Source organism: Pseudomonas sp. WS 5071, assembly GCF_012985765.1.
Taxonomy (GTDB): Bacteria; Pseudomonadota; Gammaproteobacteria; order Pseudomonadales; family Pseudomonadaceae; genus Aquipseudomonas; species Aquipseudomonas lundensis_A.
The window spans coordinates 37,566-62,919 of record NZ_JAAQWY010000003.1 but is presented as its reverse complement, the minus strand read 5'-3'; the positions used below and the strand labels follow the sequence as shown (position 1 = coordinate 62,919).

Sequence of the window (25,354 nt, the reverse complement as noted above, 5' to 3'; positions counted from 1 at the left end):
AAAAACGCCCGGCAGAACCGGGCGTTTTGTATTGACTTGATTAGCGAGCGCGGTAAGTGATGCGCCCTTTGCTCAAGTCATAGGGCGTCAGCTCGACGCGCACTTTGTCACCGGTAAGAATACGGATGTAGTTCTTGCGCATCTTGCCGGAGATATGCGCGGTTACGACGTGCCCATTTTCCAACTCCACGCGAAACATGGTGTTGGGCAGGGTGTCGACGACAGTGCCTTCCATTTCGAAGCTGTCTTCTTTCGACATGCAGTAAAGCCCTCGGTGTCCAGTGAATGGCCCGGTGCAACTGCGCCAGGCAAAAGCGGCGTGCATTGTGCCCGAAAAGTGGGGTTCACGCCAAGGGGGTTCAGTAAAGAGTGCTCCATCTTTGGTTAATCAGCAGTTCAATAGGCCTGTATTCGGTCTTGTAATTCATTTTTTTGCAGTTTTTGATCCAGTAGCCCAGGTAAACGGCCTCCAGTCCAAGGCGCTCCGCCTCGGTGATTTGCCACAGGATGCAATAGCGGCCCAGGCTGCGGCGCTCTTCGTCGGGATCATAAAAGGTGTAAACCGCAGACAAGCCGTTAGGCAGCACATCCGTCACGGCCACCGCCAGTAACCGTCCGTCCAGCCGGAACTCATAGAATCTGGAAAATGGCAGATCACGCACCAGAAAGGTCGAAAACTGATCGCGACTCGGTGGGTACATGTCGCCATCGGCATGGCGCTGCTCGATGTAGCGCTGATACAGGTCGAAGTGTTCTTCACTGAAGCCCGGCCTGGCCACTTGCACGTGCAGGTCGGCATTGCGCTTGAAAATGCGTTTCTGCTGACGGTTCGGGTTAAAAAGCGCCACAGGAATACGTGCCGCTGTGCATGCGTCGCATCGCAGGCAGTGCGGGCGGTAAAGGTGGTCACCACTGCGACGAAAGCCCATTTCGGACAAGTCGGCATACACCTGCACGTCCATCGGCTGGCTGGGATCGAGGAACAGCGTCGTAGCTTGTTCATCGGGCAGGTAGCTGCAAGCGTGAGGTTGAGTGGCATAAAACTTCAAACGCGCCAGCTCGGTCATGATCGGCCCTCGGTGAATCTTTGAATTAAGTGTAAGCCAGCTCGGAAAACTCGCCTGTTAAACCACGACTGTTCGCCCGCGGCCAGTGCGGCAGTTTTAATTGTCGGGCGTTGATTAGCGGGGCCACTTGGCGCTTGTCGGTTGATCCAGGTGGTTATGCAGATAGTTGGCGAATTGTGCGCGCGGAATTGACCGCGCACCGAGGCTTTCGAGATGTCGGGTAGGCATCTGACAGTCAATCAAGACAAATCCCCACGCTTGAAGCTGTTTGACCAGCGTGGCAAATCCTGCTTTTGACGCGTTATCTGCGCGGCTGAACATGGATTCGCCAAAAAACAGTTGGCCCATCGCCAGGCCATATAATCCGCCCACCAGTTCATCGTGCTCCCACACCTCTACAGAATGGGCGTGTCCACGTTCGTGAAGTTCGATGTAAGCGTTTTGCATGTCGTCCGTGATCCACGTGCCATCGGCGTAGGTGCGTGGCGCTGCGCATGCGTGGATGACAGCCCGAAAATCACGGTCGAAGGTCACGGTGTATCGCTGCTGGCGCAGCAATTTGCCCAGGCTGCGTGAAACATGGAGCTCTTGCGGAAATAGCACCGTGCGAGGGTCTGGTGACCACCACAAGATGGGCTGGCCCTCGGAAAACCACGGAAAACACCCATGACGATAAGCTTGAATCAGGCGGTCAGCCGACAAGTCGCCGCCTGCGGCAAGTAAACCATTGGGCTCGCGCATGGCGTTGGCCAGGGGCGGGAATGTCAGGGAGTCGCGTTTCAACCAGGTCAGCATGGCATTGAGTCTTACAGTAGAAGGGGAGGGCGGCTGCAACTCTGTCGCGCAAGTGCGGTCTCAGTCGATCTGGCAGTCAATTCAGGGGGCTGTGTCGGGCCTGTTATAAGTCTTTGTCACATAAGGCAATGCATGCTCAAATTGGCGCGTTGGGGCGTTGTACAAGACAATTTCTGTAACCTCGGGTGCCAGCATGGCATCGGCGGCGCAAACCCGTACAATGGCCCGCCTGTTTGAGCTGTTCTAAGCTGCACAGTATTCACTGTTTTACATGGCGGGCTGGTCATGGAAAAACACGTAATAGTACAAGGCTGTGTGTAAGGCTAGTCCAGTTTCATGTCTGAACTTGTCACCTGCTCGCCGTGAGCAGTATTTTTGCAGTCAATCAATTGTTGGGCGCGCCACAGGCGCAGGAAAACACGCGTTTTGAAGAAATCCACAGCAGCACCTAAAGAAGTTCCTCTCTGGCGTCAGCAACTGCACTACCGGCTCAAGGAAGGTGCATTGATTGCGATTGGCGCCCTTTGCCTGTTCCTGATGATGGCGTTGCTGACCTATGGCAAGGACGATCCCGGTTGGAGTCACAACAGCCGCGTGGTGGATGTGCAGAATTTCGGCGGGCCTGCCGGTTCTTACAGCGCAGACATCCTGTTCATGGTGCTGGGCTACTTCGCTTATATCTTCCCGCTGCTGCTGGCGGTCAAGGCTTATCAGATCTTCCGTGAGCGGCATCAGCCCTGGCAGTGGAGCGGCTGGCTGTTTTCGTGGCGCCTGATCGGGCTGGTGTTTCTGGTGCTGTCAGGCGCAGCCCTGGCCCACATTCATTTTCACTCGGCTTCCGGCCTGCCGGCTGGCGCCGGTGGGGCGCTGGGTGAAAGCCTGGGCGATCTGGCCAAGAACGCGTTGAATGTACAAGGCAGTACGCTGCTGCTGATTGCTCTGTTTCTATTTGGTCTGACCGTATTTACCGACCTGTCGTGGTTCAAGGTGATGGACCTCACGGGCAAGATCACTCTTGATCTGTTCGAATTGATCCAGGGCGCCGCCAATCGCTGGTGGTCGGACCGCGCCGAGCGCAAGCAACTGCACGCGCAATTGCGAGAAGTCGATACCCGTGTCAATGAAGTGGTAGCGCCGAGCGTTCCCGACAAGCGCGAGCAAGCCAAGGCCAAGGAACGCCTGATCGAGCGTGAGCAGGCCCTGAGCAAACACATGTCCGAACGTGAAAAACATGTGCCGGCAGTGATTGCCCCTGCACCCGCCAAGGCGCCGGAACCCAGCAAACGCGTGCAAAAAGAAAAACAGGTTCCACTGTTTGTCGACAGTGCGGTTGAGGGCACGCTGCCACCGATCTCGATTCTTGATCCGGCCGAAAAGAAGCAGCTCAACTACTCCCCTGAATCACTCGCGGCGGTGGGGCATTTGCTAGAGATCAAGCTCAAGGAGTTTGGCGTAGAGGTGTCGGTGGACTCGATCCACCCTGGCCCGGTGATTACCCGTTATGAAATTCAGCCTGCAGCAGGCGTCAAGGTCAGCCGCATCGCCAACCTCGCCAAGGACCTTGCACGTTCCCTGGCGGTAACCAGCGTGCGCGTGGTTGAAGTCATTCCCGGTAAAACCACCGTGGGTATCGAGATCCCCAACGAAGACCGCCAGATCGTGCGCTTCAGCGAGGTGCTGTCGACTCCCGAATTTGATAATGCCAAGTCGCCCGTTGCCTTGGCATTGGGGCATGACATTGGTGGTAAGCCGGTCATTACCGATCTGGCGAAAATGCCGCATTTGCTGGTGGCCGGTACAACGGGTTCCGGTAAGTCGGTAGGTGTCAACGCGATGATCCTGTCGATCCTGTTCAAGTCGGGCCCGGAAGACGCCAAGCTGATCATGATTGACCCGAAAATGCTTGAACTGTCGATCTACGAAGGCATTCCGCACTTGCTGTGCCCGGTGGTGACCGACATGAAAGACGCCGCCAACGCCCTGCGCTGGAGCGTGGCGGAGATGGAGCGTCGCTACAAGCTGATGGCCAAGATGGGCGTGCGTAACCTTGCCGGCTTCAACCAGAAGATCAAAGATGCCCAAGAGGCTGGCGAACCGTTGACCGATCCGCTGTACAAGCGCGAAAGCATCCACGACGAAGCGCCGTTGCTGACCAAATTGCCGACCATCGTGGTGGTGGTTGACGAGTTTGCCGACATGATGATGATCGTCGGCAAGAAGGTGGAGGAGCTGATTGCCCGTATCGCGCAGAAAGCCCGTGCCGCAGGGATTCACTTGATTCTTGCGACCCAGCGTCCCTCGGTGGATGTGATAACCGGTCTGATCAAGGCCAACATTCCGACGCGCATGGCGTTTCAGGTGTCGAGCAAGATTGACTCCCGGACCATTATCGATCAGGGCGGCGCCGAGCAACTCTTGGGCCATGGTGACATGCTGTACATGCCACCGGGAACCAGCCTGCCGATTCGCGTGCATGGCGCGTTTGTATCCGACGAAGAAGTTCACCGTGTGGTCGAGGCCTGGAAGCTGCGCGGCAGCCCGGATTACAACGACGACATCCTCAACGGGGTGGAGGAAGCGGGCAGCGGCTTTGAAGGCGCAAATGGCGACGGTGGAGAGGATGCGGAAACCGACGCCTTGTATGACGAAGCTGTCCAGTTTGTGCTGGAAAGCCGTCGTGCCTCTATCTCAGCCGTTCAGCGAAAATTGAAAATCGGCTACAACCGCGCGGCACGCATGATTGAATCCATGGAAATGGCCGGGGTTGTAACCTCTATGAATACTAATGGCTCGCGTGAAGTTCTGGCGCCAGCTCCAATACGCGACTGATCGGCCCGCGGTGTACGCGCGGGCCTGGTTTAACTAATCAAAGAGGGTTTTCATGCGTTTTGTCAGCATGCTGTTGCTACCGGTTCTGGCTATGTCTTCTCTTGCGGCTCATGCCGGCGAACAGGATGTAAAGCGGTTAGGCCAACTGCTGGGGCAGTCCAACACCATCACTGCCCGTTTCAGTCAGTTGACGCTGGATGGCAGCGGCACCCAATTGCAGGAAACGACCGGTGACATGTCGGTCAAGCGTCCGGGGCTGTTCTATTGGCACACCGATGCGCCTCAAGAACAGACCATGATTTCTGATGGCAAGAAAGTGACCCTCTGGGACCCGGATCTGGAGCAGGCGACGATCAAGAAGCTGGATGAGCGCTTGACCCAGACGCCTGCTTTGCTGTTGTCGGGAGACGTCTCAAAAATTGAACAAAGTTATGACGTAAGCTCCAAGACGCAGGGAGAGGTCATGGAGTTCATCCTGAAACCTAAAACCAAAGACACCCTGTTCGATTCGCTTCGTTTGTCTTTCCGTAAGGGCAACATCAGTGAAATGCAATTAATCGACAGTGTCGGTCAACGCACCAATATCCTGTTCAACGAGGTGAAGGTGAATAAAGAGATTCCTGAGAGCAAATTCAAGTTCGTGGTGCCTAAAGGCGCTGATGTCATTCAGGAATAACTCACTGTGCCTATGGGTCGGTGACACGGGGCTCGCACTTTTCTGGCCGTTTTCAAGGCGATGTTATCGCTTGGTCACCGCCTTTGCGCGAAGGCGTGAGCACCGCCATGGCATTGGCCCGCAGCACACACGTGAGGTTGTTTAAGCAGTGATGGACCTGTTTCGAAGTGCACCAATCGCTCAGCCCCTGGCAGCCCGTTTGCGCGCCGCCAACCTGGATGAGTACGTGGGCCAGCAACATTTGCTGGCGCGCGGCAAGCCCTTGCGTGAAGCGCTCGAACAGGGGGCGCTGCATTCAATGATCTTCTGGGGCCCGCCGGGCGTGGGCAAAACCACGCTGGCGCGGTTGCTGGCGCAAGTCTCCGATGCACACTTTGAAACGGTCTCCGCCGTGCTGGCCGGGGTCAAAGAGATTCGTCAGGCCGTGGAAGTGGCCAAGCAGCAGGCCGGTCAATATGGCCGTCGCACCATTCTGTTTGTCGATGAAGTGCATCGCTTCAACAAGTCGCAGCAGGACGCGTTCCTACCCTATGTTGAAGATGGCACCCTGATTTTTATTGGCGCCACCACGGAAAACCCGTCTTTCGAGCTCAACAACGCACTGCTCTCGCGGGCGCGGGTGTATGTGCTCAAAAGCCTTGATGAAGCGGCATTGCTCAAACTGGTGCAGCGCGCACTGACCGAGGAAAAAGGCTTGGGCAAGCGGGGGCTGACCCTCAGTGATGAGGGCTTTCACGTGCTGCTCAGGGCCGCCGATGGAGATGGTCGACGCCTGCTCAACCTGTTGGAAAACGCCGCAGACCTGGCCGAGGACAACAGTGAGATCGGTATCGACTTGCTGCAAAGCCTGCTCGGCGATACCCAACGACGCTTCGACAAAGGCGGCGAAGCCTTCTACGACCAGATCTCGGCCCTGCACAAATCCGTACGTGGTTCCAACCCTGATGGCGCCCTTTACTGGTTTGCGCGGATGATCGATGGCGGCTGCGACCCGCTGTACATCGCGCGCAGGGTGGTGCGCATGGCCAGTGAAGACATCGGTAACGCCGATCCGCGGGCCCTGAGCCTGTGTCTGGCCGCCTGGGACGTGCAGGAGCGTCTCGGCAGCCCCGAGGGTGAACTGGCCGTGGCGCAGGCGATTACCTACCTGGCCTGCGCGCCTAAAAGCAACGCGGTGTATATGGGTTTCAAGGCTGCGCTGCGCAGTGCGTCGGAATATGGCTCGCTGGAAGTGCCCCTGCATTTACGCAATGCGCCGACCAAGCTGATGAAACAGCTCGGGTATGGCGGCGAGTACCGCTACGCCCACGATGAACCGGATGCCTACGCGGCGGGGGAAGATTATTTCCCCGATGAGCTGGCGCCTTTGCCGCTCTATCAACCGGTGCCGCGCGGCCTGGAGCTTAAAATCGGCGAGAAGCTCAAACACCTTGCTGCACTGGACCGTGCCAGCCCCTTGCAGCGGAGAAAACCTTGATTCCATTGGTCGCAGCTGTTTCTATCGGCGGTGTCGCCGGCACATTATTGCGCTTTGCGACCGGAAACTGGATCAACGCCAATTGGCCGCGGCACTTCTATACCGCGACATTGGCCGTTAATATCGTGGGCTGCCTGCTGATTGGCATTCTTTACGGACTTTTCCTGATCCGCCCGGAAGTACCGATTGAGGTCCGCGCCGGACTGCTGGTGGGTTTCCTGGGTGGCTTGACCACTTTTTCATCCTTTTCACTGGATACGGTGCGCCTGCTGGAAAGCGGGCAGGTGCCACTGGCACTGGGCTATGCGGCCCTCAGCGTATTCGGCGGGCTGCTCGCAACCTGGGCTGGCCTGTCCCTGACCAAACTTTGATAAACGAGAAACCGACATGCTCGATTCCAAACTGTTACGTAGCAACCTTCAGGACGTAGCGGATCGCCTGGCATCCCGAGGCTTCACGCTGGACGTGGCGCGCATTGATGCGCTCGAAGCCAAGCGCAAAGAAGTCCAGACCCTGACCGAGAAGCTGCAGGCAGAGCGTAATGCGATCTCCAAAAGTATCGGTCAAGCCAAGGCACGTGGCGAAGACATCGCGCCGCTGATGGCCAGCGTAGAAACCATGGGCAGCGATCTGGCCAACGGCAAGGTTGAGCTGGAAGCCATTCAGACTGAACTGGACTCGATCCTGCTGAGCTTGCCTAACCTGCCGGACGCTTCCGTGCCTGTAGGCGCGGACGAAGATGATAACGTCGAGATTCGTCGCTGGGGCACGCCTGCTGCTTTCGATTTCGAGATCAAGGACCATGTCGCGCTCGGCGAGCAACACGGCTGGCTGGATTTCGAAACGGCCGCCAAATTGTCTGGCGCCCGTTTTGCCTTGCTGCGTGGCCCGATTGCCCGTCTGCACCGCGCACTGGCGCAGTTCATGCTGAACCTGCACATCAATGAACACGGCTATGAAGAGGCCTACACGCCTTATCTGGTTCAGGCCCCGGCGTTGCAGGGTACTGGCCAGTTGCCTAAGTTCGAAGAAGACCTGTTCAAGATCAGCCGCGAAGGCGAAGCCGACCTGTACCTGATCCCGACCGCTGAAGTGTCGTTGACCAACATCGTCTCTGGCGAAATCGTTGACCACAAAAACCTGCCGATCAAGTTCGTGGCACACACACCGTGCTTCCGCAGCGAAGCCGGGGCGTCGGGTCGCGATACCCGCGGCATGATTCGCCAGCACCAGTTCGACAAGGTTGAAATGGTGCAGATCGTCGAGCCGTCCACGTCGATGGATGCACTGGAAGGCCTGGTCGGCAACGCCGAAAAAGTGTTGCAGCTGCTTGAACTGCCGTACCGCACCCTGGCCCTGTGCACAGGCGACATGGGTTTCAGTGCGGTCAAGACCTACGACCTGGAAGTGTGGATTCCGAGCCAGGACAAGTACCGCGAAATCTCGTCGTGCTCCAACTGTGGTGATTTCCAGGCGCGTCGTATGCAAGCGCGCTTCCGTAACCCGGAAACCGGCAAGCCGGAGCTGGTTCACACCCTCAACGGTTCGGGGCTGGCGGTAGGCCGTACGCTGGTGGCCGTGCTGGAAAACTACCAGCAGGCAGACGGCTCGATCCGTGTACCGGACGTGCTCAAGCCTTACATGGGCGGCATCGAGGTCATCGGCTAAATGGAGTTTCTGCCGCTGTTTCATAACCTGCGTGGCAGCCGTGTCCTGGTGGTCGGCGGCGGGGAGATTGCCTTGCGCAAGTCCCGGCTGCTGGCAGACGCCGGTGCGGTGTTGCGGGTAGTTGCACCCGCCATTGAGCCGCAGTTGTGCGCGTTGATCGACAGCAGCGGTGGTGAGCAAGTCTTGCGCGGCTATGTGGAAGCGGACCTGGAAGGGTGCGTGCTGATCATTGCCGCCACCGACGACGAACCGCTCAATGCCCAAGTCAGCGCCGACGCTCATCGGCGTTGCGTGCCGGTCAATGTGGTGGACGCACCTGCACTGTGCAGCGTGATTTTCCCCGCCATCGTTGATCGCTCGCCGTTAGTGATTGCGGTGTCCAGCGGGGGCGATGCGCCCGTCTTGGCCCGCTTGATCCGCGCCAAGCTCGAAACCTGGATTCCATCGACCTACGGTCAATTGGCGGGCCTTGCGGCGCGTTTTCGGGCGCAGGTCAAAGGCCTGTTTCCGGACGTGCAACAGCGACGTGCATTTTGGGAAGACGTGTTCCAAGGCCCGATTGCCGATCGCCAGTTGGCCGGGCAGGGTGGCGAAGCGGAGCGCTTGTTGCTGGCCAAAATCAATGGCGAGGCGACCCTGGCTACCGGCGAGGTTTACCTGGTAGGAGCCGGGCCGGGCGATCCGGACTTGCTCACATTCCGCGCACTGCGTTTGATGCAACAAGCCGATGTGGTGCTGTACGACCGCTTGGTGGCACCTGCAATCCTTGAACTGTGCCGCCGTGATGCCGAGCGCATTTATGTCGGCAAGCGCCGTGCCGAACATGCGGTTCCGCAAGATCAGATCAACCAGCAACTGGTGGACCTGGCCAAGCAGGGCAAGCGTGTGGTGCGCCTTAAAGGTGGCGATCCGTTCATCTTTGGGCGCGGCGGTGAGGAAATCGAAGAGCTGGCCGCCCATGGAATTCCGTTCCAGGTGGTGCCGGGGATCACGGCGGCCAGCGGTTGTGCCGCCTACGCCGGGATTCCGTTGACCCACCGTGACTACGCGCAGTCGGTTCGATTCGTCACCGGCCACTTGAAGGATGGCACCAGCAATTTGCCTTGGAGCGATCTGGTCGCCCCGGCGCAAACCCTGGTGTTTTACATGGGGCTGGTGGGGTTGCCGATCATCTGCGAACAGTTGATCAAACATGGTCGCGCCGCTGATACCCCGGCAGCGTTGATCCAGCAGGGCACCACGACCAATCAGCGGGTGTTCACCGGCACGCTGGCCAATTTGGCCACCTTGGTGGCAGAGCACGAAGTGCATGCGCCCACCTTGGTCATCGTCGGCGAAGTGGTGTTGCTGCGTGAAAAACTGGCGTGGTTTGAAGGGGCGCAGGCCGACGTCTGATAGCGCCCACCCCAACCCTGTCCTTGCGGGAGGCGGTTGGGGTGAGCGGTGTTTTTCAGCTCCGGTTATCCCCAACCAGGCTGTCAACCGATGGCACCCGGGTGTCGCTCTCCATTTGTGTGTCGTGCTCCAGCTGGTGACTGAACCTGTCCAGTGAGCCTTGCGCAGGTTGTGCATCGCTGGCAAACACCGGCGGGCTCATCATGTACGCCCCCAGTAATCGACTTAACGCCGCCAGGCTATCGATGTGCGTGCGCTCATAGCCGTGGGTGGCATCACAGCCAAATGCCAGCAGCGCACAGCGTATGTCATGCCCCGCCGTGACCGCCGAGTGCGCATCGCTGAAGTAGTAGCGAAACATATCCCGAAGCACAGGCAGTTCGTTCTCCGCCCCCAGACGCAACAAGTGCCGCGACAAGTGATAGTCATAAGGGCCGCCTGAGTCCTGCATTGCGACGCTCACGGCGTGTTCGCTGGAATGCTGGCCTGGGGCGACCGGGGCAATGTCGATGCCGACAAACTCACTCACGTCCCAAGGCAGTGCCGCGGCAGCCCCGCTACCCGTCTCTTCGGTGATGGTGAACAGCGGGTGACAGTCGATTTGCGGCTGCTCGCCACTTTCCACAATGGCTTTCAAGGCTGCCAGCAGTGCAGCCACCCCGGCTTTGTCATCCAGGTGGCGGGCGCTGATATGACCGCTTTCGGTGAACTCTGGCAACGGGTCGAAGGCGACAAAGTCTCCCACGTTGACCCCCAGCGAATCGCAATCGGCCCGGGTCGCGCAATAGGCGTCCAGACGCAACTCGATATGGTCCCAACTGATCGGCAGTTCATCCACTCCGGTATTGAATGCATGACCGGACGCCATCAAGGGCAACACACTGCCGCGGATGACACCGTTGTCGGTAAACAGGCTTACGCGACTGCCTTCGGCAAACCGGCTGGACCAGCAACCCACCGGAGCCAGTACCAGACGCCCGTTGTCCTTGATTGCCCGTACGCTGGCGCCAATGGTGTCCAGGTGCGCAGAGACAGCGCGATCCGGGCTGTTTTTCTGCCCCTTTAGGGTGGCGCGTAACGTGCCGCGCCGGGTGAGTTCAAAGGGAATACCCAATTCCTCAAGGCGTTCGGCCACGTAGCGCACGATGGTATCGGTGAAACCTGTGGGGCTGGGGATGGCTAGCATTTCCAGCAATACCCGTTGCAGGTAATCGAGGTCGGGTTCGGGGAACGTGCGATTCATAAACACTCCTGACGCGAGACCCACCGCACGCGCTGCGTACGGGGGCCTGATGGGATGTTCAGCGACTGGACCTACGGCACAGGCTGACGGTGAGGAAACAACAAGTCGATAAAACGTTCGGCGGTAGGTTGTGGCTCATGGTTGGCCAGCCCGACCCGCTCATTGGCTTCGATAAACACGTACTCGGGTTGGTCGGCAGCGGGCACCATCAGGTCGAGCCCTACCACGGGGATGTCCAGCGCCCGAGCGGCACGCACCGCGGCATCCGCCAGCACCGGGTGCAAGATGTCCGTGACATCTTCCAGGCACCCGCCGGTGTGCAGGTTAGCGGCGCGGCGCACAGCCAACACTTCCCCGGCTGGCAGAATATGGGTGAACTCATAGCCGGCCGCCTGTACGGTGCGCTCGGTTTCAGCATCGACGGGAATGCGGCTCTCGCCATCGGTGGCGGCCTGACGTCGGCGGCTCTGCGCTTCAATCAGTTGCAGGATACTGTGGTGACCATCGCCCACCACCTGCGCGGGGCGCCTGATAGCGGCGGCCACCACTTCAAAGCCGATCACCACAATGCGCAGGTCGAGGCCTTCGTGGAAACTTTCCAGCAGCACGCGACTGTCAAACGTTCGTGCAGCTTCGATGGCCTGCTGCACCTGCTCAATATCGCTCAAGTCAACGGCCACGCCATTGCCTTGCTCGCCGTCCAGCGGTTTGACCACGATGCGTCTGTGTTGCTCCAGAAACGCCAGGTTATCGTCGGCTCCACCCGCCCGTTGTTGCGTCGGCAAGCTCAGGCCCGCGTCACTCAACACCTTGTGGGTCAGGCTTTTGTCCTGACACAAACTCATGCTGATGGCGCTGGTCAGGTCCGACAGCGACTCGCGGCACCGAATGCGCCGTCCGCCGTGGCTGAGGGTGAACAGCCCGGCCGAGGCGTCATCAATCTGCACGTCGATCCCGCGCTTGTAGGCTTCTTCCACCAGGATCCGTGCATAAGGATTGAGCCCGGCTTCAGGGCCTGGGCCGAGAAATAGCGGCTGGTTAATGCCATTCTTGCGCTTGATGGCAAAGGTCGAGAGGGTGCGAAACCCGAGCTTGCTGTAGAGATTCTTCGCTTGCTGGTTGTCGTGCAGCACCGACAGGTCGAGGTAACTCAGGCCACGGCTCATGAAATGCTCCACCAGATGGCGGACCAGCACCTCACCGACCCCGGGGCGCGGGCACAGCGGATCGACCGCCAGGCACCACAGGCTGCTGCCGTTTTCCGGGTCGTGAAAGGCGGTATGGTGATTCAACCCCATGACGCTGCCGATCACCGCGCCGCTGTCTTCATCTTCCGCGATCCAGTACACCGGGCCGCCCTGATGGCGGGCAGTCAGCAGCGTTGGGTCAATCGGCAACATGTTGCGGGCGATGTACAGCGAATTGATGGCATCCCAATCAGCATCGGTTTGCGCCCGGCGAATACGAAAGCCGCGAAACACGCGGGTGGCCTGACGGTAGTCGGTAAACCACAGGCGCAAGGTGTCCGAGGGATCGAGAAACAACTGCTGGGGCGACTGTGCCAGGACCTGTTGCGGCGCTGCCACATACAGGGCGATATCACGCTCGCCGGTTTGCTCATTCAAGAGTTCGTTGGCCAAGCTGGCCGGGTCGGGAAAGGTGTGCCCGATCAGCAGGCGTCCCCAGCCGCAGTGCACGGCTACCGGCTGGGCATCGAGCGCGCTGCCGTCTTCGGCAAAACGCGCTTGCAGTCGTTCGTAAGTCGGGGCTTGTCCGCGCAACAAGCGTTGGCTGTAGGCGGTGGCGAGGGGTTTCATGGGTTAGATTCCTTGTTCGCTCAGCCACAGGTTCAGGGCGGCCAGTTGCCACAACTTGGAGCCGTTGAGCGGCGTTAACTGGCTTTGCGGGTGGGTCAGCAGGCGGTCCAGCATGGCAGGCTGGAACAGGCCGCGGTCCTGGCTGGGGTCGAGCAGCAAATCACGCACCCAGTTCAGGGTGTCGCCTTGCAAGTGTTTCAGGCCGGGGACCGGGAAATAACCTTTCTTACGGTCAATGACTTCACTGGGGATCACCAGCCGCGCAGCTTCTTTTAGCACATGCTTGCCGCCATCCGGCAGTTTGAAACGTGCCGGGATACGCGCTGACAGTTCGGCCAGCCGGTAGTCGAGAAACGGCGTACGGGCTTCAAGGCCCCAGGCCATGGTCATGTTATCGACGCGTTTGACCGGGTCATCCACTAGCATCACCGTGCTGTCCAGGCGCAGCGCCTTGTCCACGCCAGCGTCGGCACCGGGCTGGGCGAAGTGCTCGCGTACAAAGTCCCCGGCGGCGTCATTGGCCGTTAGCCACTGTGGCTGCACAGTGGCTTTGTAATCGTCATAGCTGCGATCAAAAAAAGCCTCGCGATAGGCGGCATAGGGATCGCTGGCGCCATCGACCTGCGGGTACCAGTGGTAGCCGGCAAACAGTTCATCGGCGCCCTGGCCGCTCTGTACCACTTTGCAATGCTTGGCGACTTCCCGCGACAGCAAGTAAAACGCGATGCAGTCATGGCTGACCATTGGCTCGCTCATGGCGCGGAACGCTGCGGGCAGTTGCTCAATGATTTCGTGTTCGCCAATGCGCAGTTGGTGATGACGCGTGCCGTAGTGCTTGGCAATCAGGTCCGAATACTGGAATTCGTCCCCGCGTTCGCCACCTGCGTCCTGAAAACCGATGGAAAAGGTCGACAAGTCTTGTACGCCGACTTCCCGCAACAGCCCCACCAACAAACTGGAGTCCACGCCGCCCGAGAGCAGTACGCCGACATCCACCGCTGCGCGCTGGCGAATAGCCACAGCTTCACGGGTGCTGTCGAGTACACGGTCGCGCCAGTCTTCCAGTGTCAGGTGAGTTTCGTCGGCGTGAGGGCCATACGGTAACGTCCACCAAGTGTGCTGTTCGGTATTGCCTTGGGCGTCGATGCGAAGCCACGTGGCAGGCGGCAGTTTTTCGATACCGGCAATCAGGGTGCGCGGTGCTGGCACCACGGCGTGGAAATTCAGGTAGTGGTTCAATGCAACCGGATCGAGCATCGGGCTGATGTCGCCGCCTTTGAGCAGGGCCGGCAGGGTAGAGGCGAAGCGCAAGCGTTCGCCGGTGCGCGACAGGTACAGTGGCTTCACGCCCAAACGGTCGCGGGCAATGAACAGGCGCTTGGCATCACGCTCCCAAATGGCAAAGGCAAACATGCCATTGAGCTTGGGCAGCATCGCCTCGCCCCACGCGTGATAACCCTTTAGCAACACTTCGGTGTCGCCCCCGGAGTAAAAGGCATAACCGAGGGCTTCGAGTTCAGCGCGCAGTTCGGGGAAGTTGTAGATCGCACCGTTGAACGCCAGTGAAAGGCCCAATTGGCTATCGATCATTGGCTGGGCTGAACCATCGGACAGGTCCATGATTTTCAGCCGGCGATGCCCGAGGGCTATCGGCCCTTGGCTGTGAAATCCCCAGGCATCGGGGCCACGGGGTGCAAGGTGGTGGGTGATGCGTTCGATGGCTGCCAGGTCGGCAGGTTGTTGATCAAAACGTAACTCTCCAGCTAATCCGCACATACTGCTTGAACCCTTTTAAATCCGGGCCTCTCTCGCTACTGCTGTGAGTGCAGTACGCACTGCGTACTGCGTTGCAGAGATCGAAAGCACGTTCTGCACGCCGAGACCACGTTGGGTGGGGCAATAAACGCCGAGTTCATCCCGTCTCTCAAACACCGTGGCATACGTGTGACGGGTGTCGGTCGTTTTGCCGTGTCTCGAACCCAGCGTACGCAGTGCTAACAACCCGTAGCGTTCAGGCCCTGTTTCGGATCGGACATGTTGCTCTGACCTGTCTCCCGATCCTTCCGGCGCGAATACACAGTCAGAGCGCGCCGCTTTTAGTGACTTGGTTTTTGTGAGTCCCTGGAAAGCGCGATCGTTCAAAAAAGTTCGCGAGTGGTCAGGGGGCTTGCTCTTTTTTTGCAGCCACAGCCGGAAATGCCGTGCGCAGCCTTGGAGCCTCCATAGGCCTTGGCGCGGCTCCCAGGCTGGCCTGCACCCATTCGCGCTGTGAAAAAATCGGGATTAAAAGGCCTGAATGCCGAGGGGACCGTTCGTCAATTCCCGGTCAAGGCTGTGAACTGGGCGCAGGATTTGCACCGGTCATATTTATCTAGGTCATTGCACAAGCCGTGCGGGGATAGCGTGGAGTGCTTCTTCGTCCTTGCCCCGAGCGGTTGATATGACTGATAGCCCCCTAACGTTACCCCTTGATGCCCGTGATTCCACCCTGAGTGAGTTGGAACCCCTGGAACTCGTTCGCGGGCATATGCCCAAGTGGCTGGTGAATGCAACACCGGATGCCATCAAGGCGTTGAACACGGCCATGGCTCAAAGCCGCGCTTACCATGCCTTGTCCGGCCAGCGTTTTTCCGAACTGGAAGGCATTGAAGCGTATTGCGCCCCGCTTCTGGCAGCGGAGGTCAAACGTCGCTTTGGCCACGCGCTCGACATTTTTCATGATCACCTGCACATCGTGCATGTGCACCTGATCACGGACGACACGCTCCTTGCCACGATTCGCCATTACACCTTGCTGGATGAGCCCAAAACGCTGCTGTGGGCGGCGCTTCAGAACTTTTCCGAAGACGAGGCTCTTCCTGGCGGCTTCAATCCGCAAAGCCGGATTCGCCTGACGCGGCAACAGGGGGCAATCAGCCCTGTGCATCCGCGCCACTTTGCGGCGTTGTGCCGCGAGCTTAACTTGGGGCTCAAATATCAGCAGTACCTGCAAGACTTCTTGGGAGTGGCGCCCAGCGGGGTGACAGCGCAAAGCGTCAGGGAGCAGGAGACTGAGTCCAACCTGCGTTTGCTCAAACGTTATGACATGGAGGTCGATGCCCGCGTAGCGTTCCTGAAAAAACACATCAGCGACTCTGCCCATACAGCCCTGATTGCCCTGCTGGGCGAGCACGCTTCCTCGGGAACGAGGGGGCGTGGCGCAACACTGGACGGCAAACCCCTTCAGCTCAGTTCGTTGTCACTGCTCGATAGCGTGATTGACGGGGTTGTGATCTTTACGGCAAATGCGCCCTTGCTGCATCCCGATCAGCGGGTGATCGTCTACATCCCCAATGATCCCGTGGCACCGTTCTTTGAGTTCAGTTCGCTGCAGGTCTTCATTGAAGAGTTGAAGGTCCGGCTGCGACGATCAGAGTACGTGGATTTTTTCTCACGTTTTGTTGCCCTGGGCGACCGGCCTGTGTTTTTGCAGAAGGTGCGGGCCCTCCCCGAACGAATGGGGCTGGTCACGACGCCCTTGAGCTTGAGCGCTGCGCATTACCTGTGTGCGGTGCAATTAAAAAACATGTTTGCCGAAGCCCAAGTGCTGGCCGTTCCTACGGGCGTGCTGGATGCGCAGGAGCGCGAGAAGAAATGGCAGCTCTACCAGGGTGTCGGCTTGTTTATCGTCAATGTGGCGTCCTTGTTTGTGCCAGTGCTGGGCGGCGCGATGTTGGCCCTTGCGGTGGGGCAAATGCTTGTAGAGGTGTACGAAGGCGTTGATGACTGGGCCCATGGGGATGTTGATCATGCGCGTGAGCACTTGTTGAACGTGGCGCTGGACATGGCCGCCACGGCCGCCACGGTGGTTGGGGGCGTAGTGGTTAAAAAACTCACCAACCGCTTGAGTGCAGCCACCCACAGTTATTTTGAAGACTTTCAGCCCGTCATTCGTCAGGACGGCACGGCCCGGTTATGGAATAAACAGGTGAAGCATTACGCACACAGCGGTGCGGCCGAGCTGCATCAGTACACGCGGGACGCTCAAGGTTTTTTCAACGTTGAAGGCAAGCAACTTGTCACGGTCAATGGCAAGCACTTTGCCGTGGAGCACGACAGCGCGGCCCGGCAGTGGCGTATTGTCCACCCGCGTCGGCCACACGCGTACAAGCCGGGGTTGCTGCACAATCAGCACGGTGCCTGGCAGCACGCACATGAACGCCCGCTGGAATGGGAGGGCAGCGGCCTGTTACTGGGGCGGTTGGGCCATCACTTTTCCAGTTTGGACGAACCGTCGCTGGCGCGAGTGATGGTATTGACGGGCACCGAGCCAGACGTCATGCGCAGGGTTCATCTGGAGAATCTGGTGCCACCCCCGCTATTGAGTGTGAGCCTGAAACGCTTTGAGATAGACCGTCAAATCAGCGATTTCATTGAACACATGCAGACGGGTGACTACACCCATGCTAAATGGGCTGACCTGCAATTGAGCCTGCTGCCGGATTTACCGGGGTGGCCTGCAGGTAAGGGGCTGACGCTGATCAACGGGGCCGGGGGCCGCGACCTTGAGTATGGCGTTGCGCAGGGCGCGAACCGGATCAGTATTACCCACCCAACCCTTGAGCAAGGCAAGGTGCTTGAAGCGGTTCTGACGGCGTTGTCCGTAGAGCAAATGCAGGGACTACTGGGTCGCGAAATCCCCGTGTCACCGTTGCCCGTTGCATCCCTGGCCAACGCGTTGAGCGGGTATGCCCGTGATCATCGCGGGGCGCTGTTCGAGCGTCTGTACGGGCGCTTCAATGTGTCGGACTCCCCCCGGGTCAAGACCATTGAGGCGGTGTTCCCCGGTCTGCCGCAACCCGTTGCGCAGTCGTTGGTGGCGTCGGCCACCGATGTGCAACGCGCCAGCTTGAGCGCGGGTAAGGTGCCATTACCCTTGGCGGAACATGCGCGTGCGTACTTATACGATGGACGCTTGAACCGCGCCTTTGAAGGCTTTTACCTGACCTCGCACACGCCTGCGGCAGCGGATACCGAGCGACTGATCAGGCACTTTCTCGATCAATTGCCCCATTGGCCGGCCAGCGTTTCATGTGAGCTGCGGGACGGCTCGACCTTCGGCGCATCCTTGCAACGCTGGGGCCGCGACCCCCACCCGGCGCGATTAATTGTTAAAACCGGGCAGGGTTATCAGCGCTACGTGCTTGAACGCGGACGTTATGCGCTGCAACCCGGTGAAGATGCCCTGTTGTCGAGCGCCGTTTTTAAACTGTTGAGTAAGGCCGAGCGTGAAACGTTGGGGTTTTCGACGGCTAATGAAGAGGCTCGCTTTAACGCTGCCTTGGGTTTCATGGCGGCCAGTCAGCGTGAAGCGTGCGCACAGGCCTTGGGCATGCAATCGATCAAGCCGCGCTTTAAAGCGCCTGCGCGCATGGCCAATGGCCAATTGGGGTATCCGTTGTGCGGGCTGGATCAAGGACGCTACTCCCGTTCTTTACGCCGTCGAGTGCGCGACCTGTATCCCGAGTTCCACGATGATTACGTGCAGGCGTATCTGGACTCAATCACGGAGAGTCAACAAGACCCGCTGCTGTATGTGCGCGCCCGCAAACGTCAACGAAACCTGTTGCGTGAAACCCTTCAGGAATGGATTAACGTTGCCCCTTCAGGAATGGATTAACGTTGCCCCTTCAGAAATGTCCGGCGCACCCGCGCTGCATGACTACCCGGAAAGCCGATACCAGGCGGCGGGACTGATAGAGCGCAGTTGGCGTAAAGATCCGACACACATGCCCTGGGTCAGTCAAAGTCAGACCTACGAGTTGAACCTCAATGGCTTGCGTGTAGGCAATCTGCCTCGGCTCGCGGCGCAGATCGACTTCAGTCATGTCACCGACTTGAACCTGAACCACATGAATTGCCGTGACACCGCGGCTTCGTTTCTGGAGCATTTCACCGGCCTGACGTCGTTGCAGATGGACCACAACCGAATGGTTTACCTGCCGCCGCAATTGGCCAGGATGCCCCGACTGCGTCATTTGTCATTGGCGCACAACCTGCTGTACCTCTCGTCAGCGGATGCGGCGGTTATGAGGTCAATGCACCGGCTTGAAACGTTGGATTTGAATGACAACTTGCTCGGGCCGTTGCTGGATTTGAGCGGACTTCCCTACCTGCGCCGTGTGTACTTGCGTCGCACCTGGATTCAACAATGGCCTGCGGGGCTGATTTCGCGACCGCTGCTAGAAGCGGCCGATCTGCGGGAAAACCAGTTGGTCGACATTCCCGAGCTGGTGTACCAGACGTCGCCCACCCTCACGCGCAATATCTCCCTGTCGGGTAATCCTCTATCACCCGCCGCCCGTCTGCGTCTGGCGCGCTTTGTGTCTCAGGGCGGTAGCAGCCTGGGGATCAACACCGAGGATTTGATGAGCGAAGCGGCCGCCTTTGAGTTCTGGACCTCGGGGATTACCAATCATGAACGTGTGCGGCGTGAACGGTTGTGGGCCGAGCTGAAGGCCGAACCGGCGTCTGAAGACTTCTTCACGGTGATCAGCCGCTTGACCACCACCGCTGACGCCCAGACTGTGCGTCAGGATTTAAGCCGTCGAGTGTGGGAAATGATTGAAGCGGCGAGCGAAAGCTCCACGCTGCGCCGAGATTTGCTGAGCATCGCCGCAGCCCCGCGCAGTTGCACAGACAGTGTCGCCATGACCTTCAGTGCATTAGAGATAACCTTGCACCTGGCCCGGCTTGAAGCGCAGGGCCCGGCACAGGAGTCCGAGCTGCTGAGCTTTGCCACGGGTCTGTTCAGGTTGGATCAGGTGGGTAAAGTGGCCAGTGAAGTGTGCGAAGCCCGTGTGGCCGCAGGTGGACCGGCGCCTGATGACGTCGAAGTGCATTTGGCTTACAGAACCGGTCTGGCTCAGGTGCTGGGTTTGCCGGATCAACCGCGCAGCATGACGTTCAAGGAGATTGCCGGGGTGACCCAAGCCGATCTGGAGGATGCCCGTGCGCGGGTTGAGGTAGCCGAAAAAACCGCTGCGCTGGCCAACTTTATCAGCCGAACAGAGTTCTGGCGGGCGCAGCTGATCCGCAACCATCAGGCGGAGTTTTCGCACCTGACCGCGCCTTATTTTGAACAGTTGAGCGAATTGCTGCGCAAATCCCCTGAGATGAACAGTGAGCGTTATTTACGGCTTGTCAGCGAGGTACGCGCTGCCATGGAAGCGGCAGTGGATGCCTGGAGTTTGAGTAAAACCCTGGCAGTGCTGCCTGCAGCACTGCCAAGTTGAGGGTGAGCGCTTATAGCCTGCGCACCAATGCGCGTACCGCAAAGCGATTGGGGTGACAGGCGTGGGCCACAGCCCTTGGCATGGGCAACGGTTCATTATTGATCCATGCAGCCAACAACTCGCCCGACAGCGGGGCGGTAATCAGGCCGCGCGAACCATGGCCGCTGTTCACATACAGGCCATCCAGCCAAGGGCACGGGATGTCGGGCACCTGCCGGGCGTCCTTGCCCAGCACGGCATAGGCTTGGGCGAACGCTTCAGGTTCGGCCAGCGGGCCGACGATGGGCAGGTAATCGGGGCTGGTGCAACGGAAGGCCGCCCAACCCTGTAACGTCGCAGGGTCCAGGTTGCCCTTGCCGAGGCGTTGTACCAAGTCCGGCGAAATTTCTTCCAGCAAATCCAGATTGCCCTGATGGCCTTCAGGCGTGGTGGTTAAATCGTCGTTGTGAAAATCGAAGCTGGCACCCACCGTGTGCTCGCCAAGTCGGCCGGGGGCCACATACCCCTCGGCACAGACGACTGTTTTCAGTGCCGCACTGTCAGCCGTTTCGACCAACTGAGTGATCTGCCCGCGAATGCGTTTGAGCGGCAAGCCGCTGCTGGCCGGGAAGCGTTTGACCTCGGCGGCACCTGCCAATACCACCACCGACGCACTGGCCAGAACGCGGTCGTCCTGCAGCGCTTGCCACTGGCTATCCACGTTGTTGAGTTGCAACACGTCATGGTGGGTCAAGACCTTCACGTTGGGGTGCAAGGTCTGAAACTGGCATAACGCAGGCGGGTGCACCCAGCCACCTTCGGGGTAGAACAGACCGCCATGGGCTAACGCAACACCGGCCTTTGCTTGCGCCTGCGCCTGATCCAGCCAATGGACTAAAGCAGGAGAAAAGGCGTCGGCCAGTTGCGCCTGACGGTCTGCTTCCTTGGCATTAAAGCCCAGTTGCAGTACGCCACAGTCATCCCAGTCGCGGCCGCGCTGCAACTGCTCAAGCACGCGACGGGTGTAACCGAAACCACACACGATCATCTGCGACAGTGCGGTGCCGTGGGCGGAAAGCTTGAGGTACAACACGCCCTGTGGGTTGCCCGATGCTTCTTTGGCGAGCCGTTCGTGACGCTCCAGTACAGTCACCTTCCAACCGCGCCTGGCCAGGCTATTGGCACTGGCGCAGCCTGACAGTCCACCACCGATCACCAGTGCAGTGCGGGGGCCCTGGGGCTTAGGCGGGCGTGCGAACCAGGGTTTTTCGCCCGCGACTGGCACGGCTGTTTGTGGCGCGCCCAGGAACACGCCCCGCAGAATCTCCCACTTGTGTCCGATGCCGGGCGTGCGGCGCATCTTGAAGCCGGCCTCGTTCAAGGCGCGGCGCACCCAGCCGGTGCTGGTGAACGTGCTGATGGTGGCGTCGGGTGCGGCCAGGCGTGCCAACTGCACAAACAGTTCGGGCGTCCACATGTCCGGGTTTTTCGCCGGGGCAAAGCCGTCCAGAAACCAGGCGTCGACCTGTGCATCCAGCTGCGGTAGCTGTTCCAGCACGTCACCGATCAACAAGGTCAGGGTGACCCGGCCATTGGCCAGGCTTAGGGTTTGAAACCCCGGATGAATGGCGAAATAGCTGGCCAGCAACTGTTCGCTGTAAGTCGCCAGTTCAGGCCATAGCCCAAGGGCGCGTTGCAAGTCCTCGCGGGTCAGCGGGTATTTTTCGACACTGATGAAATGCAGGCGAGCGTCGGGCGGCGCGGTTTCGTCAAACAGCTGCCATGCGCACAGAAAATTAAGCCCGGTGCCGAAGCCGGTTTCACCAATCACAAATGGCGCGTTGGCGGGCAGGGCGGCAAAACGCTCTCTGAGGGCATTCTGTTCGATAAAGACATAACGGGTTTCCTCCAGACCCGATTTGTCCGAAAAGTACACGTCGTCAAACAGTCGCGAATGGGGGCGACCCTGGTCATCCCAGTCGAGCTGGGCATTGGGCATTTCAATTGTCATAGGGGGCTCGGCATCGGCAAGGCGGTCATTCTAGCGGATTGGCAGAAGCGGGAATGATCCCTGACAGGTGTGTGAGCATTCTTTCCTACGCATGACAGATCATTCCGCTAGTCTTGTGGGCATCTTGCCAGGGAGCTTTCCATGTTCGAATCCGCTGAAATCGGCCACTTCATCGACAAAGAAACGTACGACAACGAAGTGCCTGCGCTGCGCGAAGCCTTGCTTGAGGCCCAGTACGAACTGCACCAGCAGAAACGCTCTGCGGTGATTGTGTTGATCAATGGCATCGAAGGCGCTGGCAAGGGCGAAACGGTCAAGTTACTTAATGAATGGATGGACCCGCGCCTGATCGAAGTGCGCACCTTCGATACCCAGACCGATGAAGAGCTGGCGCACCCTCCGGCGTGGCGTTACTGGCGTCAACTGCCGGCCAAAGGGCGGATGGGGGTGTTCTTTGGCAACTGGTACAGCCAGATGCTGCAAGGGCGGGTGCATGGCCATTTCAAGGATGCGGTGCTCGATCAGGCGATCAACGGTGCCGAGCGCCTGGAAAAACTGCTGTGCAATGAAGGCGCAGTGATTTTGAAGTTCTGGTTTCACCTGTCTAAAAAGCAAATGAAAGCCAGGCTCAAAGCCTTGAAAGACGACCCGCTGCACAGTTGGCGCATCAGCCCGCTGGACTGGCAACAGTCTGAAACCTACGACAAAGTGGTGCATTTTGGTGAGCGCATGATCCGTCGCACCAGTCGCGACTATGCGCCGTGGAACATCGTGGAAGGGGTGGATCCGTACTACCGCAGCCTGACTGTGGGCAAGATCCTGCTGGAAGGTTTGCAGGCGGCCATCAACACGCCCAAAGCCCGGGTGCGCTCGATCAGCGTACCGCCATTGCCGGCGCATATTGATGGCAAGAGCCTGCTCGATTGTCTGGACATGACCCACCGTCTGGACAAGGACGACTATCAAGAACAGTTGATTACCGAGCAAGCGCGCCTGTCCGGTCTGATGCGTGACAAGCGTATGCGTCGTCACGCGCTGGTCGCGGTATTTGAAGGCAACGATGCGGCGGGCAAGGGCGGCTCGATTCGTCGCGTGGCGGCGGCGCTTGACCCTCGTCAATACAGCATCGTGCCAATTGCGGCCCCTTCGGAAGATGAGCGTGCTCAGCCTTACCTGTGGCGCTTTTGGCGGCAGATCCCGGCACGGGGCAAGTTCACCATCTTTGACCGCTCCTGGTACGGACGCGTATTGGTGGAACGCATTGAAGGCTTTTGCCCGCTGCAGGACTGGTTGCGTGCATATGGCGAGATCAACGACTTCGAAGAGCAGCTCAGCAATGCGGGCGTCATCGTGGTCAAGTTTTGGCTGGCGATTGACAAAGACACCCAGCTGGAACGTTTTCAGGAGCGCGAAACGATCCCGTTCAAACGTTTCAAAATTACCGAAGAAGACTGGCGCAACCGCGAAAAGTGGGACGAGTACCGCACCGCCGTGTGCGACATGGTGGACCGCACCAGCACCGAGATTTCGCCCTGGACCCTGGTGGAAGCCAACGACAAGCGCTGGGCGCGGGTCAAGGTGCTACGCACAATCAATGACGCGCTGGAAGCCGCGTTCGAGAAGCGTGACAAGCACGATAAAAAGCGCAAGAAGTAAGGGCGGCAGAGGCGGCGCCTGACCTCGCAGCCACGCGCTGCGCAGCTGTGAGGGCAGGCGGGGCGGATGTCAGTGTTTGCCTGTTCCCAGCATGTTCTCGGGCCGTACCCACTGGTCGAACTCTTCGTCCGTCAAATAACCCAGCGCCAGTGCGGCCTCGCGCAGGGTCAGGCCCTCGGCATAGGCTTTTTTGGCAATTTCTGCCGATTTGTCATAACCGATATGCGGGTTGAGCGCGGTCACCAGCATCAGGCCGCGTTCCAAGTGTTCGGCCATTTTTGCCGCATCGACTTCCAGCCCTGCGACGCAATGCTTCTGGAAGTTGCTGCAGCCGTCTGCCAGCAATTGGATCGACTGCAGCAGGTTGTGGATGATGACCGGTTTGTACACGTTGAGTTGCAAATGACCCTGGCTGGCAGCAAAGCCGATCGTCACATCATTGCCCATGACTTGGCAGGCCAGCATTGACAGCGCCTCGCACTGGGTCGGGTTGACCTTGCCCGGCATGATTGAGCTGCCCGGCTCATTGGCCGGAAGTTTTATTTCGGCCAAGCCCGCGCGTGGCCCCGAACCCAGCAGGCGGAAGTCGTTGGCCAATTTCATCAACATGACGGCGAGGGTTTTGAGAGCCCCCGACAGGTTGGTTAATGGCTCATGACCCGACAGTGCAGCGAATTTGTTGGGGGCCGTGATGAACGGCAAGCCGGACAGCGCCGCCAATTCCGCAGCAATGGCCTCGGCAAAACCGTGGGGCGCGTTCAAACCCGTCCCGACAGCGGTGCCTCCCTGGGCCAATTCATAGACAGCGGGCATTGCCGCGTAGATGCCGCGTTCGGCGTAATCCAATTGCGCTATAAACGCAGACACTTCCTGACCAAAGGTGATCGGCGTGGCATCCATCATGTGGGTGCGTCCGGTTTTCACCTGTTTCATGTGGCGCGCCGACAGTTCTGCCAGGCCGCCGGTCAGTTCGCTGATCGCGGGCAGTAAGTGTTCATGCACGGCTTTGGCCACGGCGATATGCATGGCCGTGGGAAAGCAGTCGTTGGAGCTTTGGGAGCGGTTGACGTGGTCATTAGGGTGCACGGGCGACTTGCCGCCCCGGCCCTTGCCGGCCAGCTCGTTGGCGCGCCCGGCCAGCACTTCGTTGGCGTTCATGTTGCTTTGGGTGCCGCTGCCGGTCTGCCAAACGGCCAGCGGGAACTGGTCATCGTGTTCTCCGGCCAGCACTTCATCGGCGGCCTGTTCGATCAGGCGTGCAATGTCAGCAGGCAAGTCGCCATTGCGGTCATTGACCCGGGCCGCAGCTTTTTTGATCAGTACCAGTGCATGCAACACCGGCAGCGGCATTTTCTCGTTGCCGATGGCAAAGTTGATCAGCGAACGTTGGGTCTGCGCGCCCCAATAGGCCTCTTCCGGCACATTCACTTCACCCAGGCTGTCGGTTTCGATACGGCTCATCAGGCT

At 59.1% G+C, this 25,354-nt stretch carries 17 protein-coding genes; 9 read left to right on the top strand and 8 right to left on the bottom strand.

The genetic code is table 11. The features are described 5' to 3' along the window. Nucleotides 1-40: 40 nt before the first annotated feature. The 3 genes from infA to aat form a co-directional block, all read right to left on the bottom strand. On the bottom strand, nt 41-259 hold the full coding sequence (gene infA, locus HBN61_RS02470; RefSeq protein ID WP_002553999.1) for a translation initiation factor IF-1: 219 nt from the start codon (nt 257-259) through the stop codon (nt 41-43). 100 nt (nt 260-359) lie between these two features. Next, a complete protein-coding gene (locus HBN61_RS02465; RefSeq protein ID WP_170046104.1) occupies nt 360-1,067 on the bottom strand; it encodes an arginyltransferase in 708 nt (235 codons plus the stop codon). 114 nt (nt 1,068-1,181) lie between these two features. After that, nucleotides 1,182-1,862, bottom strand: coding sequence for a leucyl/phenylalanyl-tRNA--protein transferase (aat, locus tag HBN61_RS02460; RefSeq protein ID WP_170046103.1), 681 nt, complete (start codon nt 1,860-1,862; stop codon nt 1,182-1,184). A gap of 426 nt (nt 1,863-2,288) precedes the next feature. On the opposite strand from aat, the gene HBN61_RS02455 reads away from it, so the two are divergent. From HBN61_RS02455 to cysG, 6 genes are all read left to right on the top strand, one after another. Further along, the gene (locus tag HBN61_RS02455) at nt 2,289-4,691 is read left to right on the top strand and encodes a DNA translocase FtsK (RefSeq protein WP_169965316.1); all 2,403 of its coding nucleotides are present in this window, start codon (nt 2,289-2,291) and stop codon (nt 4,689-4,691) included. 52 nt (nt 4,692-4,743) lie between these two features. Beyond that, nucleotides 4,744-5,367 carry an outer membrane lipoprotein periplasmic chaperone LolA gene (gene lolA / locus HBN61_RS02450; protein WP_170046102.1) on the top strand — a complete coding sequence of 208 codons (624 nt, stop codon included), beginning with the start codon at nt 4,744-4,746 and terminating at the stop codon, nt 5,365-5,367. A 151-nt stretch (nt 5,368-5,518) separates the two neighbouring features. Continuing rightward, entirely contained in the window at nt 5,519-6,844 is a 1,326-nt protein-coding gene (locus HBN61_RS02445) for a replication-associated recombination protein A (RefSeq protein WP_094992604.1), read from the top strand. After that, entirely contained in the window at nt 6,841-7,215 is a 375-nt protein-coding gene (gene crcB / locus HBN61_RS02440; protein ID WP_047274335.1) for a fluoride efflux transporter CrcB, read from the top strand. The genes HBN61_RS02445 and crcB overlap by 4 nt, the downstream gene beginning before the upstream one ends. Nucleotides 7,216-7,231: 16 nt before the next feature. Next, nucleotides 7,232-8,512 (top strand): serine--tRNA ligase, encoded by a 1,281-nt coding sequence (gene serS / locus HBN61_RS02435; RefSeq protein ID WP_094992603.1) that lies wholly within the window; start codon nt 7,232-7,234, stop codon nt 8,510-8,512. Further along, on the top strand, nt 8,513-9,907 hold the full coding sequence (gene cysG / locus HBN61_RS02430) for a siroheme synthase CysG (RefSeq protein WP_170046101.1): 1,395 nt from the start codon (nt 8,513-8,515) through the stop codon (nt 9,905-9,907). Nucleotides 9,908-9,962: 55 nt separating this feature from the next. Here the strand turns inward: cysG and HBN61_RS02425 are convergent, their stop codons facing one another. The 3 genes from HBN61_RS02425 to HBN61_RS02415 form a co-directional block, all read right to left on the bottom strand. Beyond that, nucleotides 9,963-11,150 (bottom strand): osmoprotectant NAGGN system M42 family peptidase, encoded by a 1,188-nt coding sequence (locus tag HBN61_RS02425; protein ID WP_170046100.1) that lies wholly within the window; start codon nt 11,148-11,150, stop codon nt 9,963-9,965. A 71-nt stretch (nt 11,151-11,221) separates the two neighbouring features. After that, nucleotides 11,222-12,967, bottom strand: a complete 1,746-nt coding sequence (gene ngg / locus HBN61_RS02420) for an N-acetylglutaminylglutamine synthetase (protein ID WP_094992600.1) — start codon at nt 12,965-12,967, stop codon at nt 11,222-11,224. 3 nt (nt 12,968-12,970) lie between these two features. Beyond that, the gene (locus HBN61_RS02415) at nt 12,971-14,743 is read right to left on the bottom strand and encodes an N-acetylglutaminylglutamine amidotransferase (protein ID WP_170046099.1); all 1,773 of its coding nucleotides are present in this window, start codon (nt 14,741-14,743) and stop codon (nt 12,971-12,973) included. Between the two features lie 664 nt (nt 14,744-15,407). Here HBN61_RS02415 and HBN61_RS02410 point away from each other — a divergent pair. Both HBN61_RS02410 and HBN61_RS22565 read left to right on the top strand, forming a co-directional pair. Next, complete coding sequence (locus HBN61_RS02410) at nt 15,408-18,626, top strand: dermonecrotic toxin domain-containing protein (protein WP_262498666.1); 3,219 nt, start codon at nt 15,408-15,410, stop codon at nt 18,624-18,626. Next, nucleotides 18,604-20,241: an NEL-type E3 ubiquitin ligase domain-containing protein gene (locus tag HBN61_RS22565; protein ID WP_262498665.1), complete on the top strand. Its 1,638-nt coding sequence runs from the start codon at nt 18,604-18,606 to the stop codon at nt 20,239-20,241. Before HBN61_RS02410 ends, HBN61_RS22565 begins: the two co-directional genes overlap by 23 nt. Before the next feature lie 10 nt (nt 20,242-20,251). Here HBN61_RS22565 and mnmC read toward each other — a convergent pair whose 3' ends face one another. Further along, a complete protein-coding gene (gene mnmC / locus HBN61_RS02405; RefSeq protein ID WP_170046098.1) occupies nt 20,252-22,231 on the bottom strand; it encodes a bifunctional tRNA (5-methylaminomethyl-2-thiouridine)(34)-methyltransferase MnmC2/FAD-dependent 5-carboxymethylaminomethyl-2-thiouridine(34) oxidoreductase MnmC1 in 1,980 nt (659 codons plus the stop codon). A 141-nt stretch (nt 22,232-22,372) separates the two neighbouring features. On the opposite strand from mnmC, the gene pap reads away from it, so the two are divergent. Next, nucleotides 22,373-23,887, top strand: a complete 1,515-nt coding sequence (pap, locus tag HBN61_RS02400) for a polyphosphate:AMP phosphotransferase (RefSeq protein ID WP_170046097.1) — start codon at nt 22,373-22,375, stop codon at nt 23,885-23,887. 69 nt (nt 23,888-23,956) lie between these two features. Here pap and HBN61_RS02395 read toward each other — a convergent pair whose 3' ends face one another. Next, nucleotides 23,957-25,348, bottom strand: coding sequence for a class II fumarate hydratase (locus tag HBN61_RS02395; protein WP_170046096.1), 1,392 nt, complete (start codon nt 25,346-25,348; stop codon nt 23,957-23,959). Between the last annotated feature and the right edge of the window lie 6 nt (nt 25,349-25,354).

Bases quoted from the DNA above. Each gene is read 5' to 3' on its own strand.
- infA (WP_002553999.1), bottom strand. From the start codon at position 259: ATGTCGAAAGAAGACAGCTTCGAAATGGAAGGCACTGTCGTCGACACC.
- HBN61_RS02465 (WP_170046104.1), bottom strand. From the start codon at position 1,067: ATGACCGAGCTGGCGCGTTTGAAGTTTTATGCCACTCAACCTCACGCT.
- aat (WP_170046103.1), bottom strand. From the start codon at position 1,862: ATGCTGACCTGGTTGAAACGCGACTCCCTGACATTCCCGCCCCTGGCC.
- lolA (WP_170046102.1), top strand. From the start codon at position 4,744: ATGCGTTTTGTCAGCATGCTGTTGCTACCGGTTCTGGCTATGTCTTCT.
- HBN61_RS02445 (WP_094992604.1), top strand. From the start codon at position 5,519: ATGGACCTGTTTCGAAGTGCACCAATCGCTCAGCCCCTGGCAGCCCGT.
- serS (WP_094992603.1), top strand. From the start codon at position 7,232: ATGCTCGATTCCAAACTGTTACGTAGCAACCTTCAGGACGTAGCGGAT.
- cysG (WP_170046101.1), top strand. From the start codon at position 8,513: ATGGAGTTTCTGCCGCTGTTTCATAACCTGCGTGGCAGCCGTGTCCTG.
- HBN61_RS02425 (WP_170046100.1), bottom strand. From the start codon at position 11,150: ATGAATCGCACGTTCCCCGAACCCGACCTCGATTACCTGCAACGGGTA.
- ngg (WP_094992600.1), bottom strand. From the start codon at position 12,967: ATGAAACCCCTCGCCACCGCCTACAGCCAACGCTTGTTGCGCGGACAA.
- HBN61_RS02415 (WP_170046099.1), bottom strand. From the start codon at position 14,743: ATGTGCGGATTAGCTGGAGAGTTACGTTTTGATCAACAACCTGCCGAC.
- HBN61_RS02410 (WP_262498666.1), top strand. From the start codon at position 15,408: ATGACTGATAGCCCCCTAACGTTACCCCTTGATGCCCGTGATTCCACC.
- mnmC (WP_170046098.1), bottom strand. From the start codon at position 22,231: ATGACAATTGAAATGCCCAATGCCCAGCTCGACTGGGATGACCAGGGT.
- pap (WP_170046097.1), top strand. From the start codon at position 22,373: ATGTTCGAATCCGCTGAAATCGGCCACTTCATCGACAAAGAAACGTAC.
- HBN61_RS02395 (WP_170046096.1), bottom strand. From the start codon at position 25,348: ATGAGCCGTATCGAAACCGACAGCCTGGGTGAAGTGAATGTGCCGGAA.